Below are 13,147 nucleotides of genomic sequence, written 5' to 3' on the forward strand. Positions count from 1 at the left end.
AAATAATTTGAAGAATGAAGTTGAAACTCTTTTTAGTGATCTTATTTCTTACGTTTTCATGTAAGGACAAAACCACTTCTAAAGTTGTTGCTAACATTGAAACTGTTGAAGAAAAAGCGGTTGAACCAAAAATTGATTTGGAAGTATACGACTTTGAAGGTTTTAAAAAGTTTTTAAATAAAACTGATGAAAAAACTTATGTTATTAATTTTTGGGCAACATGGTGCGGACCGTGCGTAAAAGAGTTGCCTTATTTTGAAAAGTTAAACGCCGAATATAAAGATAAAGACGTTGAAGTAATTTTAGTGAGTTTAGATTTTCCACATGTTTATGAATCTAAATTGAAACCGTTTATCCAAAAGAAAAATTTAAAAAGTAGAGTAGTGGTTTTAGACGATGACAATGAAAATAAATGGATTAACGAGATAGATACATCTTGGTCTGGGTCAATTCCTGCCACCATTTTATACAATAAAAATGAACGAAAGTTTTTTGAAAAGTCGTTCACTTATGAAGAATTAGAACAAGAAGTAAAACAATTAAAATAAACTGTAATGAAAAAACTAGTTAAGTTAATTCCTGTTATGGTATTTGTATTTTTTGCAAGTGCTTTTACAAATAGTGCATCATTAGACGATGGTTATGATGTTGGAGATATCATTGAAGATTTTAAGCTAAAGAATATTAACGGAGATTTTGTTTCCTTAGCAGACTACAAAGATGCAAAAGGCTTCATAATTACGTTTACCTGTAATACATGTCCGTATGCCATAGCTTACGAAGACAGAATTATTGCTTTAGACAAAAAATACGCATCCAAAGGGTATCCCGTGATTGCAATAAACCCTAATAATCCAAACACTAAACCTGGGGATAGTTTTGAGGCAATGCAACAAAGAGCTAAAGAAAAAGGATTTACCTTTCCTTATTTAGTTGACGAAGGACAAAAAGTATATCCAAAATTTGGAGCGACAAAAACGCCACATAATTATGTGGTTAAAAAAACAAAAAAGGGTATGGTGGTAAAATATATTGGAGCCATAGATGATAGCTCAAGAAACCCTGATGCAGTTCAGGAGACCTATCTTGAGGATGCAGTAGACGCCCTTATTGATGGAAAAGAAATTAAACTTAAGAAGACCAAGGCTATTGGTTGCTCTATAAAAGTGTAAATGTAATATAGATACAGATAAAAATCCGAGGTGTAATACTTCGGATTTTTTTTCGTCTATATTTTTAAGAAGTTTTAACTTTGTCAAAAACCAAATTAACAATGGAAGATTTAACACAAGATGAATGGGCTGAACAACTAGCAAATGATGAAAATGCAGTTGTACTAGATGTAAGAACAGATGAAGAAGTTGCAGACGGTATTATACCGAATGCCATTCATATAGATATTTATAAAGGACAGGAATTTATTGATGCCATAGAAGCACTTGATACATCTAAAAGTTATTACGTGTATTGTCGTTCTGGAAATAGAAGTGGACAAGCATGCCAAATTATGGAAGAACTAGGCTTTGAAAAAGCTTATAACCTTGAAGGCGGAATGCTCCAATGGACAGGAGATGTTGTTGATTTTGAATCATAAACCGAAGATGAAATACAGTCTTATTCTACTTTCAGCTATATTTACATTAGCAGGTTGTATTTCTTCTAACGATAATTCGGTGGTCCTAAAACCAGAAACGTTTAAAAGTAAAATTGAAACTAGGGAAGTACAATTAATAGATGTAAGAACCCCAAAAGAATTCAATTCAGGGCATATCAAAAATGCCGTAAATATTAATTACTTCTCTGAGAATTTTCAAGACAGTCTTAGATTACTACAAATAAAGTCACCAGTTTTTGTCTATTGTCGCTCTGGTAAGCGAAGCTCAAAAAGCGTAGCCGCATTTAAAGCTGTTGGTTTCGATTCTATTTATCAATTAGCAGGAGGCCTTTTAAAATGGCAATCTCTAGACTTCGAAATAGAGAAAAAACAAAAAAAATAGTATTCTTTTAAATATTCTAAACAGAGTCTGTTAAAATATTGTATATTTAATTGCTTCATCTCTCGATCTCTCAACCAATAGTATTTACATGCTATTTGGCTTATCTTTTTTAATATTTCCCTATTACCCTAACTAATAAGCAACCGCTATATAATAGTTATATAGTTTATTAACTAACCAAAATAGTTTTATTATGATTAAAAAATTAGTTTTTTTACCGTTACTAGCCATTGTGTTTTTTGGCTCAAACCTAAAGTCTAATGCTCAAGATGATTCACAGGATTATACAATGTTTGAAAGTATAATGTTAACTCCAGATTACAAGGATTTAAAAACATTAGGCGATAATATGCGATCTCACAATGCAAAATATCATAAAGATGGAGCGCATAGAGCTATCGTCTATAATATATCCACGGGACCAAACGCTGGTAGTTTTATATGGATGATGGGGCCAACCACCTATACACATTTAGATACGCGCCCATCGGATGATGGTCATGATGAAGATTGGCGAGACAATGTAATGCCTTTCATTAAAAAAATTGAAACAGTAGAATTTTGGAGAATGGATGATAAGCTATCTAATTTGGAAATGATGGATGGAGATATCTCTAAAACACCTGTTATTTTTGTTAGATATCATGAGATTAAAAATGGCGAAATCCCAGGTGCTTTGCAGTTTTTAGATTATGTTAGTAAAACCATAAAGGCAATGGATGGAGATAATCCTTGGGGTGTTTATGTTAATGAATTCAGACAAGGTGATTTAGGAAGACATATAGCTACAGTAGGGTTTATGAAGAATTGGGCAGAAATGGATGAAGAAAGCAATAATTTTAAAGGAACTTTTGAAAAAGTTCATGGCAAAGAAAAGTGGGAGTTCTTTCTTGATTTAGGAGAAGAAAGTTTTTCTAACTCATGGGATGAAATATGGAATTACAATGCTTATATGACAGGTAAATAAAAACAACATGTATAATCCTAGAAAGCTCTAACTTAATCTTATTAGTTAGAGCTTTTTTAACTTTTACCTTTTTTTTAAGCACTTCACCTTTTTTATTTTTAGTCAAGTACTTCTTTTACCTAATTTTAATGAAAATTTAAAGTGCAATGTGATGGCATTTTAAGATTTTAATAATTTTTACCCTCAAAGATTAGAATTATGGAAAATGGCTTACTCATATTAGGATTGATATCGTTGTTGTTTTTAAGCATGTATGGATATGCCTATGGTACTGTAGCATTAGAAAAAAGAAAACTTAAAAAGCAGCAACTAGAAATAGAGCGTATTGAAGCTATTAAGAAGGAAGAGCGTCTTGCGCGTCAAAAAGCTAGAGAAGAAAAGCTAGAAAAGCTTAAAAAACGTAGTGAAGAAATTAGACTAGAATTAAATAGGCTTGAAAAAGTAAACCTTCAAAGAGCTACTAAAGATCAAAAGAAGGTTGAAAAAATGAAAGAACGCATTGAGCAAAAGCAACAGGCAAGCTAACAGCAAAGACATTTAAAAATTACATGCAGACACTCTAAAATGGGTGTCTTTTTTATTTTCTTTTAGAAGAAGTTCTTACAATAAGTTCAGCGTCTAAAATCATTTTATTCAGACTTACCTTTTCTTTAGGATTTGATATTCTTTTTAAAAAGGTTTTCGCGGCGAGCTCCCCAATTTTTTTGCTCTGCTGTTCTACAGAGGATATCGCAGGGGTAGAAATTGCCGAAAAAGGTTCGTTACCAAAGCCAACTAAGGCTATATCGTCAGGAACTCTTATGTTGTTTTCTTTCATAACTTCTAGCGCTCCCAAAGCAGCATAATCACTTGATACGTAAATGCCGTCAGGTCTATCAGGAAGGTTTATTATTTTCTTCATGATGTCCCTGCCGTCACTTTGCCTTAAATTACATTCATAAATTAAATTGTCTTCAAAAGGGCGGTTGTGTTTTTTTAGAGCGTCAAAATATCCTCTAATCCTGTTTTTATATATTCTGGTATGGCTAAAACCGCCAATATGGGCAATGCGTTTGCAGCCTTGCTCAACAAGATGGTCTATTACAATATGGCTACTCATATAATCATCAATACCAACATAATCAACATTAAGGTCGTTTTCACCTCTATCAAACAATATAAGGGGAATGCCTTTTTGTTTTATCTTATTGTAATAATCAAGTTTTACGGTTTCATTGGCCATTGAAGCAATAATCCCATCTACCTGTGTAAATAGAAGTGCTTCTATATTTTTACATTCTTTCTCATAGGATTCATTAGATTGTGTAATGATGACGTTGTATCCTTTTTTATTTAGGACTTCTTCTATTTTTTCAATAACAGAAGAAAAGAAATTGCTGTTGGCTCTCGGTATAATAACGCCAACCAAATTGCTTTTTCCTTTTCTAAGAGCCGTTGCTATGTGATTGGGTTGATAGTTAAGATTCTCGGCAACTTGTAAAACAGCTTTTTTAGTTTTTTTACTTATTCTAGGGTGGTTATTTAGAGCTTTTGAAACAGCAGAAGGCGTAATTCCTAAAACATTAGCAATATCTTTTATGGTTGATTTTTTTTTATTTCCCAATTTTTATTTACTTTTGTTCCAACGTTTGAACAAATATAACGTTTTTATCCAAAATTACAACTAAACCATCTTAAACTAATTCAATACTTTCCCTTTTATTATTGACGTTGTTATCATTTAGATTTCATTTTATAAAAGAAGATTGAGGCCGTTTTTGTTTAGTTTTTAATTTGTTCAAACGATAGAACAGTTTAAAAAAGTAAATAAAATTAATTGAGTACAATGGCAAAAGTAGTAACATTTGGAGAAATCATGTTAAGATTAGCTCCACACGGATTTTTAAGATTTTCACAATCCACATCATTTGATGTAATTTATGGTGGAGGAGAAAGTAATGTGGCGGTATCACTAGCCAATTATGGAGTTCCTGTTGATTTTGTAACACGTTTACCTAAAAACGACATAGGCGAATGTGCCTTTATGGAAATGAGAAAAAGAGGCGTTGGTGTTGATAAAGTTGTTTGGGGTGGTGACCGTTTAGGAATTTATTTTCTTGAAACTGGTGCCGTAAATCGTGGTAGTAAAGTTGTTTATGACCGTGCTCATTCAGCAATGGCTGAGATTGAGGCAGGTATGGTAGATTGGGACGCTGCGTTTGAAGGTGCTACTTGGTTTCACTGGACAGGTATTACACCAGCTATTTCTCAAGGTGCAGCTGATGCATGTTTAGAAGCTTTAAAGGTTGCAAGTGCTAAAGGATTGACTATCTCTACAGATCTAAATTATCGTCAAAAACTTTGGAAGTACTGTGATGAAGCGCACCGAGAAACTGTAATGACGGAATTAACATCTTATTGTGACATCATTTTAGGAAACGAAGAGGATGCCGAAAAACACTTTGGAATTAAGCCTGAAGGATTAGATATCACTACGCAGGGAGAGCACGTAAAAGGAGCTGCATTTTTATCTGTTTGCGACCAAATGTTGAAGAAATTCCCTCGTGCTAAAAAAGTGATTACTACATTAAGAGGTTCCATATCTGCATCTCACAACACGTGGGCGGGTGTTTTATATGACGGTGAAACGTTGTTTGAATCGCCTCAATATCAAATTACCGATATTGTTGACCGTGTTGGTGGTGGTGATAGCTTTATGGGAGGTCTAATTTACGGATTGATTGAGTATGAAGGAGACGACCAGAAAGCTTTAAACTTTGCTGTAGCAGCGTCATGTTTAAAACATACTATCAAGGGAGATGCGAATTTATCTTCTATTGATGAAGTTAAAAAACTAATGAGCGGAGACGCATCAGGTCGTGTAGCAAGATAAAAAAGTGTTTAATTGTTGATCTGTTGAATCGGTTATGCGGTTTAACAGTTCAACAACTGCACAAATCAACAATTAAACATTTATAAAATGGCACAATTTTCAAGATTAGAAGTTGCAACTGCAATGAAAGAAACAGGGATGATTCCTTTGTTTTTTAATCAAGATATAGAGTTAAGTAAAAAAGTATTAAAGGCTTGTTATGACGGTGGCGCACGTTTAATGGAATTCACAGCTCGTGGTGATTTTGCACACGAAGTTTTTGGTGAATTAACTAAATATGCCATAGCAGAATTACCTGGAATGATTATGGGAGTGGGTTCAGTTACCGATGCAGGACAAGCATCGTTATACATGGCATTAGGAGCAAACTTTGTGGTAACTCCTGTACTACGGGAAGATATTGCAATTGTTTGTAATAGAAGAAAAGTGCTTTGGTCACCTGGCTGTGGCACACTTACAGAAATTACAAGAGCCGAAGAATTGGGATGCGAAATTGTAAAGTTATTTCCTGGCGATATTTACGGGCCTCAGTTTGTAAAAGGCATAAAAGGTCCGCAACAATGGACGTCAATCATGCCAACAGGTGGAGTTTCCCCAACTGAGGAAAACTTAAAAGCTTGGTTTGATGCAGGTGTAACATGCGTTGGCATGGGATCAAAACTAATATCGAAAGAGATAATTGCTAATAAAGATTATTCTAAATTAGAGCAGGACGTAAAAAATGCACTAGCGATCGTAAAAGCTGTAAGAAAGTAAATTTTTTTAGAAATTCTTAACTGTACATTCGTCCGATAAAATAGGATTAAAAAGCTATTAATCACCTTAAAATTGTGATTGATAGCTTTTTTTTGGTGAAGCCAATCAATTTTTTTTATTTTGATCTTTGTATTTTGCATCTATACAGGATGTTTAAATCATTAAAAAGTAAACCCAAATCGTAAAGTGAAGCATTTTATACTATTTATAGTACTATCTATTACCTCAATTAATATCTACGCTCAAGATGAGGTTGTGAGGACAAAGTTTATTGAAAACGGAAGTATTCACGAAAGTGTTGATGCTAATTCCTCAATAGTCATTCAATTTAAAAGAAATCAAAAGTGTATAGTTTTAGAGTATTCCGGTCAGAATACATATAAGGTTAAATATGATGAAGTTTTAGGTTATGTAGGTGATGAGTTCCTTGATATTACTGACGAAATGATGGATTTATTCTATGATTACGAAGAGCGGGAGATGCAAAAATTAATTGCTGAAGAAGAAAGTAGACAGAAGAAAATACGTGATATTGTTGAGGAGAAAGAGAAAAGAATAAGGGATTCCATTGCTAAAATTGAAGAGGCTAAGAGACAAAAAGCATTGGCAATTCAACGAGCAAAAGAATTAAGGGAAAAGCGCATCAAGGATTCTATTACAAAGGTTGAAGAAGCCAAACGTATTAAGGAGCTGGAACGCCAACGTTTAGAAGCTTTAAAGGAAAAGAGAAGACTGGACTCCATAGCCAAGGTTCAAGAGGAACTAAGGCGTATCGAACGAGAGAAGGAGGAAGCCAGAAAGCGCGCCGAGGCGTTAAAAGAACAACGTAGGTTGGACTCGATTGCCAAAGCGGAAACAGAGGCCAAAAGACAATTTGAACGACAAAGAGAGCTGGAACGCCAGCGTTTAGCAGCCTTAAAGGAAAAGAGAAGACTGGACTCCATAGCCAAGGTTCAAGAGGAGCTACAGCGTATAGAGCGCGAGAAGGAAGAGGCCAGAAAGCGCGCCGAGGCGTTAAAAGAACAACGTAGGCTGGACTCGATTGCCAAAGCGGAAGCAGAGGCCAAAAGACAACTGGAACGACAAAGAGAGCTGGAACGCCAGCGTCTAGCAGCCTTAAAAGAAAAGAAGAGATTGGACTCCATAGCCAAGGTTCAAGAGGAGCTACGGCGTATCGAACGCGAGAAAGAAGAGGCCAGAAAGCGCGTCGAGGCGTTAAAAGAACAACGTAGGCTGGACTCGATTGCCAAAGCGGAAGCAGAGGTCAAAAGACAACTGGAACGACAAAGAGCGTTAGAACGCCAGCGTTTAGCAGCCTTAAAGGAAAAAAAGAGATTGGACTCCATAGCCAAGGTTCAAGAGGAGCTACGGCGTATCGAACGCGAGAAGGAAGAGGCCAGAAACCGCGCCGAGGCGCTAAAAGAACAACGTAGGTTGGACTCGATTGCCAAAGCAGAAGCAGAGGCCAAAAGACAACTGGAACAACAAAGAGAGCTAGAACGCCAGCGTCTAGCAGCCTTAAAGGAAAAGAAGAGATTGGATTCGATCGCGAAGGTTCAAGAGGAGCTACGGCGTATCGAACGTGAGAAGGAGGAAGCCAGAAAGCGCGCCGAGGCGTTAAAAGAACAACGTAGGTTGGACTCGATTGCCAAAGCGGAAGCAGACGCCAAAAGACAACTGGAACAACAAAGAGCGTTAGAACTTCAGCGTCTAGCAGCCTTAAAGGAAAAGAAGAGATTGGACTCCATAGCAGAAGCACAAGAAGCTGAAGCCTCAAGACAGTTAAAATTGCAAAAGGCTCTTGAACGGCAAAAGCGAGAGGCAGCAGAAGCTAAGCGTAAGTTAGATTCAATTGCTAGGGCAAAAGAGTTAGAAAAGCAAAAACTTGCAAATGAGTTAAAATTAGCAAGAAAGCAACTAGAAGAGCTAAAAGAAAAACGTTTAATGGATTCAATTGCTAAAATTAGAGAAGATGAAGAACGCAGGTTGCAAGAGGTTTCAGGGCAAAGGGAAACGGTATTAGAAAACCAAAATACCCAACAGGATATTGAAAGACAACAAAAAGAGGCTAGAGAAAGATTAAAATATAGAGATTCTTGTCATTATCAAATTAACGAATATGACAGATTTTATAACATTAGAACCATAAGAACTATTGAGTATAGTATAGCAAGGAATTTAACAGTTGAACTGTATAAACAAGGCTCAAAAACAAATGTATTTTTTAATTTATCCGAATACAATTTAGGATGTGCCAGTTATTTGCCAAACCAACGTTCTAGCGTAAAAGTTACTCTAGAAAGTGGTCAAGTAGTTTCCTTTTACCACTCGTGGGATATTGAATGTGGACGCTTTCTATTTAAAGCGAACTTAGATAATGGAAAAATTTCTAGTTTAGTAAAATCTCCAATAAAATCTGTTCTTCTTAAAGGCACTGAGGACACATTGGAAATAAAAGATATAATTTACAAGGAGTTTTTTATGGATAAGTTAAAATGCATAAAATAAACTGAAGCTCTTTATTAAATCAAAACCCTCGTCTATAATTGATCGAGGGTTTTGATTTGAGTGGAGAATAAAATCTTTTTTTACTAATCTAAAATTTGAGGAACTCCCGCATCTAACAAGGCTTTTTCAATTTTAGGAACTTCTACGTCAATAAGTTTAGTAAGCCTAGGCTTCACCCTGTAAAAAAGTGATTTAGCCATTTCTAAACTTTTCATATGTGTTTTTGTTGGGCCATAAATAGTACTAAAACCACGCTGTGCCACAGATAATCTTGAAGCAATAGATTGAACATCTTTTTCACCAACTTCTGCCTTAGCAGAATTTCCTCCTAATAATTGTTTTAACGCCAGCATTTCTTTCTTCAAAGCACTAATATCCCTTTCAATTACTCCAGGGTTACTTTTTGCATAAACCGTTGCTTTACTCAGGGCATCGAGTTTTTTGCTTGCAGTATTAAAATCGTTTACAATAGACTCGTATTCGGCTTTGAACGTTTTTAAATCTTCAACATAGCTGTCCATTTTGGTAGCTACAGGATTATTCAGAACATTTTCCCTAATTCTTACTACTTCAAAAGTTTGAGATTCTGATAGGGCTTTAATTTCTCCATTAATTTTCGAAAACATTGATACTTCATATATGCCTTGGTCAGCAAAGGTACTATAATAATATGTTGAAGGATTATCATTAATTCTTTCAATATTTAAAGAAGTATTGGTTGGAATTTTTAAATTCCATGCAACCCGATTAAATCCTTTTTTATAGGGAGCATTTATTCTGGTGATAAAGTTGCCTTTACTGTCTTTAATCACCATAATTATTGAAGCGCCTTCTTCATTCTTTTCGGTTTCTAAAACATCCCATCCTGGAAATGGAATATTCTTGTTTTCCTTTTTTAACTGCTTTTCAGATTTTTGACGCTTTGCTTTTAAACTTTTAAAACTTTCTGGCAGGTAATAAGTAAAAACCGCCCCATAGTCGGGATTTTTGGCCGTAAAGTATGAACCTCCCTGACTTGACGTACCACCACTTACAGGTTTGTACTGTAAAGCCTTTCTGGGTTTAAATAAAGCGGCCGACGAAAAGGATCTAGCATCCATATTCCTTAGGGGGCTATAGTCATCCAAGATATAAAAACCACGTCCAAATGAAGCAGCAACCAAATCGTTTTCTCGCTTTTGAATAGCCAAATCCCTAAAAGAAATGGTGGGCAAACCTTCTGAAAACTTCATCCACTTTTCACCTTGGTTTAAGGTAACATAAATACCGTATTCTGTAGCTAAAAACATTAAATTAGGGTCTACATGATCTTGCACAATTCGCCATATTAGTGTATTTCCTGGTATGCCATTTACGATGTTTTTCCATGATTTCCCACCATTTGTACTCTTCAATAAGTAGGGCTTGTAATCTCCAAATTTATGATTGTCCAACGCAATATAAACTGTATTTACATCGTGCAAATCAGCTTTAATATCATTTACAAAAGCTGTTGATGGGACATTAGGTAAACTACCAACTAACAGTTTGGTCCAAGAGCTTCCTCCATTTTTGGTATACTGAATAATACCGTCATCCGTTCCTGCATATAAAACATTTTCATCCAACGGAGATTCTGCAAGAGAAGTAATGGTGTTGTAAGTAGACATGGCATAAACGTCCCAAGCAGCATCCCAACTTTGTTGCTTGCCCATTATCGGCAATGACAAACGTTCTTCATTTTTTGTTAAATCTTTAGAAATAGGTGTCCAGCTATCGCCTCTATCATCAGATTTCCAAACGCGCTGTGTGCCAAAGTAAAGACGCTTTGGGTCGTGATGACTCACTAAAATTGGAGAGTCCCAATTGTTACGTTCATAAGGTTCATCAATATCCGATTGTGGTTTTATATATACCGCTTCTCCAGTCGTTCTATCTACCCTGTGCAAATTACCCTGTTGTGATTGTGCATAAACAATATTGGGGTTTCCTGGTTCTGTGGCAGGTTGATGCCCATCGCCTCCCAAGAGCACAAACCAATCAGAGTTCGCAATCCCATTGGTTCTGAACGTTCTTGAAGGACCTCCTTGAGAATTATTGTCTTGTGTGCCTCCGTAAATATTGTAAAAGGGTTCAGCATCATCTACCGCCAATTTGTAAAATTGCGTAATAGGAAGGTTGCTCACAAACTTCCATGTTTCTGAGCCATCAAACGATTCGTAAATTCCACCATCAGTTCCAATCAACATATAATTAGGGTCATCAGGTCTAAAGGTTAAGCTATGGTCGTCGCCATGTTTGTTGAGTTTTTTCATGACGTTAAAAGTCTTTCCTCCATCTTCAGAATACAATGTGCTGTTGTTCATTAAATAAAGTTTATCAAAAACATGGGGCGATGCAATTAACTCTTGATAGTAATGTGGACCGGTACCGCCCGAAACGGTATTCGACATTTTTTTCCAACTCAGCCCTTGATTTTCCGATCTGTAAATGCCACCGGTTCTTCTTTCTAACTCAATAGCAGCATATATCACATCAGGATTTATAGGAGAAATGGCTAAACCTATTTTGCCCATATCTGTTTTTGGTAACCCGGTTTTTAACTTATTCCAAGATTCTCCCCCGTCTGTACTTTTGTAAATGGCAGTCCCGGGACCGCCGCCCATATATGCAGCAACGTTTCTATGGCGTTGCCAGGTGGCAGCATAAAGTATGTTTTCGTTTCTCGGATCTATAACAATATCGGTTACTCCTGTCCATTCATTATCGCTCAATACTAGCTTCCAAGTGTCGCCACCATCCGTAGTTTTATATAAGCCCCGCTCTCCACCAGAACTCCATAATGGACCTTGTGCAGCAACCCAAATTTCATCAGAGTTTTTTGGATTAACTATAATTTTAGAAATATGCTCAGACTTTTTAAGTCCCTTATTTTTCCAACTTTTCCCGCCGTCGTAGCTTACGTAAATACCATCACCAATGCCAATGTGTCTTCCACCAACATTTTCACCAGTACCTAACCAAACTACATTCGAATTATTAGGGTCTAAGGTGATACATCCCGTAGAATAGAACGATTCTTTGTCCGTTAACGGTGTCCAAGTAGTGCCAGAATTAACAGTTTTCCACACACCTCCTGAACCTACTGCAACATACCATATGTTTTGGTTGTTGGGGTCTATGGCAATATCAGCAATACGTCCAGACATAAAAGCGGGACCAATACTTCTAAATTTTAAACCAGTTAATGTGGAATCTTTTTTAGTTTCTGATGATTTCTGCGCGCTTCCGTTTAGTGCAAAACAAAAAATCATCATTAAAGCGATGAAGAATTTTGAATTAGTCATGATAGTTTTTTTTCAAATTTAACTATTGGACTAACAGATATTTTAATTTTTAATAAAAAAATAACATTATTAAAAGTAAAAACTCCAATAACAACAAAAATTGTCATTGGAGCCTTTCTGTGGAGTCGGAGAGAATCGAACTCTCGTCCAAACAAGTAACCAAAGGGCTTTCTACACGTTTAGTCTATTCTTGGGTTTTCGATTGCAAGCTGGCTAAAGACAGCCTACTTACAACTTAGCTTCTAAATCTCGAAAGGGCACCAAAGCACTACCCAATCTTAGTCAATATTTACGATGCCTTAAAAAGGAACGCCATTAACCAAGGCTTTCCGGAGACATTTAGCTTGTACACCTTGTGTACCTAGGCCAATCCTACTATAATTCAGATTATGCAGCTAAAGCGTAGTTATTCTCGCCGTTTAAAATTTGGTCTAGCCTTTTACGTGTTTCAATGCCATTACACGACGTGCTTACCGTTCAATTAATCTCGCTGTCAAAACCAGTCGACCCCGTTATCAATAGAATAGTAATAAACATTAGGGCGTTACCCACAAGGGGTCGGGCTTTCACTACTCGCTCTCTGCGAGGAGCTCAAACATGCCGTTCAATCCCTAACGCAAGCGGCAAATTTACCAAAAACTTTGCTAATCATGCCAAATCCAACTAATTTAGAGCAAAAATTATTCCAAATTATCAGTTGGCAGTGTACAGTCGCAGTATG

The 13,147-nt window shown here is 36.2% G+C and carries 11 protein-coding genes and 1 other RNA gene; 9 read left to right on the plus strand and 3 right to left on the minus strand.

The features are described from left to right. Window positions 1–14: 14 nt before the first annotated feature. From EYD45_RS04780 to EYD45_RS04805, 6 genes are all read left to right on the plus strand, one after another. Window positions 15–548 carry a TlpA family protein disulfide reductase gene (locus EYD45_RS04780; protein ID WP_130963210.1) on the plus strand — a complete coding sequence of 178 codons (534 nt, stop codon included), beginning with the start codon at window positions 15–17 and terminating at the stop codon, window positions 546–548. A gap of 6 nt (window positions 549–554) precedes the next feature. Beyond that, on the plus strand, window positions 555–1,172 hold the full coding sequence (locus tag EYD45_RS04785; RefSeq protein WP_130963211.1) for a thioredoxin family protein: 618 nt from the start codon (window positions 555–557) through the stop codon (window positions 1,170–1,172). Between the two features lie 101 nt (window positions 1,173–1,273). Next, the gene (locus EYD45_RS04790; protein ID WP_130963212.1) at window positions 1,274–1,594 is read left to right on the plus strand and encodes a rhodanese-like domain-containing protein; all 321 of its coding nucleotides are present in this window, start codon (window positions 1,274–1,276) and stop codon (window positions 1,592–1,594) included. A 7-nt stretch (window positions 1,595–1,601) separates the two neighbouring features. Then, window positions 1,602–1,997, plus strand: coding sequence for a rhodanese-like domain-containing protein (locus tag EYD45_RS04795; protein WP_130963213.1), 396 nt, complete (start codon window positions 1,602–1,604; stop codon window positions 1,995–1,997). 193 nt (window positions 1,998–2,190) lie between these two features. Continuing rightward, window positions 2,191–2,964 carry a hypothetical protein gene (locus EYD45_RS04800; RefSeq protein WP_130963214.1) on the plus strand — a complete coding sequence of 258 codons (774 nt, stop codon included), beginning with the start codon at window positions 2,191–2,193 and terminating at the stop codon, window positions 2,962–2,964. 198 nt (window positions 2,965–3,162) lie between these two features. Next, window positions 3,163–3,489: a hypothetical protein gene (locus tag EYD45_RS04805; RefSeq protein WP_130963215.1), complete on the plus strand. Its 327-nt coding sequence runs from the start codon at window positions 3,163–3,165 to the stop codon at window positions 3,487–3,489. Window positions 3,490–3,541: 52 nt separating this feature from the next. Here the strand turns inward: EYD45_RS04805 and EYD45_RS04810 are convergent, their stop codons facing one another. After that, window positions 3,542–4,567, minus strand: a complete 1,026-nt coding sequence (locus EYD45_RS04810) for a LacI family DNA-binding transcriptional regulator (RefSeq protein ID WP_130963216.1) — start codon at window positions 4,565–4,567, stop codon at window positions 3,542–3,544. A gap of 222 nt (window positions 4,568–4,789) precedes the next feature. Here EYD45_RS04810 and EYD45_RS04815 point away from each other — a divergent pair, with 222 nt between their 5' ends. The 3 genes from EYD45_RS04815 (at window position 4,790) to EYD45_RS04825 (ending at window position 9,100) form a co-directional block, all read left to right on the plus strand. Beyond that, window positions 4,790–5,836: a sugar kinase gene (locus EYD45_RS04815; protein WP_130963217.1), complete on the plus strand. Its 1,047-nt coding sequence runs from the start codon at window positions 4,790–4,792 to the stop codon at window positions 5,834–5,836. A gap of 87 nt (window positions 5,837–5,923) precedes the next feature. Further along, window positions 5,924–6,592: a bifunctional 4-hydroxy-2-oxoglutarate aldolase/2-dehydro-3-deoxy-phosphogluconate aldolase gene (locus tag EYD45_RS04820; protein WP_130963218.1), complete on the plus strand. Its 669-nt coding sequence runs from the start codon at window positions 5,924–5,926 to the stop codon at window positions 6,590–6,592. Window positions 6,593–6,778: 186 nt separating this feature from the next. After that, window positions 6,779–9,100, plus strand: coding sequence for a hypothetical protein (locus tag EYD45_RS04825; protein ID WP_130963219.1), 2,322 nt, complete (start codon window positions 6,779–6,781; stop codon window positions 9,098–9,100). Window positions 9,101–9,183: 83 nt separating this feature from the next. Here EYD45_RS04825 and EYD45_RS04830 read toward each other — a convergent pair whose 3' ends face one another. Beyond that, complete coding sequence (locus EYD45_RS04830; protein ID WP_130963220.1) at window positions 9,184–12,426, minus strand: WD40/YVTN/BNR-like repeat-containing protein; 3,243 nt, start codon at window positions 12,424–12,426, stop codon at window positions 9,184–9,186. A gap of 117 nt (window positions 12,427–12,543) precedes the next feature. Further along, window positions 12,544–12,937, minus strand: a transfer-messenger RNA (tmRNA) gene (ssrA, locus tag EYD45_RS04835). Window positions 12,938–13,147: the final 210 nt, after the last annotated feature.

This window comes from Hyunsoonleella flava, from assembly GCF_004310325.1.
Classification (GTDB): domain Bacteria; phylum Bacteroidota; class Bacteroidia; order Flavobacteriales; family Flavobacteriaceae; genus Jejuia; species Jejuia flava.

Bases quoted from the DNA above. Each gene is read 5' to 3' on its own strand.
- EYD45_RS04800 (WP_130963214.1), top strand. From the start codon at position 2,191: ATGATTAAAAAATTAGTTTTTTTACCGTTACTAGCCATTGTGTTTTTT.
- EYD45_RS04780 (WP_130963210.1), top strand. From the start codon at position 15: ATGAAGTTGAAACTCTTTTTAGTGATCTTATTTCTTACGTTTTCATGT.
- EYD45_RS04830 (WP_130963220.1), bottom strand. From the start codon at position 12,426: ATGACTAATTCAAAATTCTTCATCGCTTTAATGATGATTTTTTGTTTT.
- EYD45_RS04795 (WP_130963213.1), top strand. From the start codon at position 1,602: ATGAAATACAGTCTTATTCTACTTTCAGCTATATTTACATTAGCAGGT.
- EYD45_RS04785 (WP_130963211.1), top strand. From the start codon at position 555: ATGAAAAAACTAGTTAAGTTAATTCCTGTTATGGTATTTGTATTTTTT.
- EYD45_RS04805 (WP_130963215.1), top strand. From the start codon at position 3,163: ATGGAAAATGGCTTACTCATATTAGGATTGATATCGTTGTTGTTTTTA.
- EYD45_RS04815 (WP_130963217.1), top strand. From the start codon at position 4,790: ATGGCAAAAGTAGTAACATTTGGAGAAATCATGTTAAGATTAGCTCCA.
- EYD45_RS04790 (WP_130963212.1), top strand. From the start codon at position 1,274: ATGGAAGATTTAACACAAGATGAATGGGCTGAACAACTAGCAAATGAT.
- EYD45_RS04820 (WP_130963218.1), top strand. From the start codon at position 5,924: ATGGCACAATTTTCAAGATTAGAAGTTGCAACTGCAATGAAAGAAACA.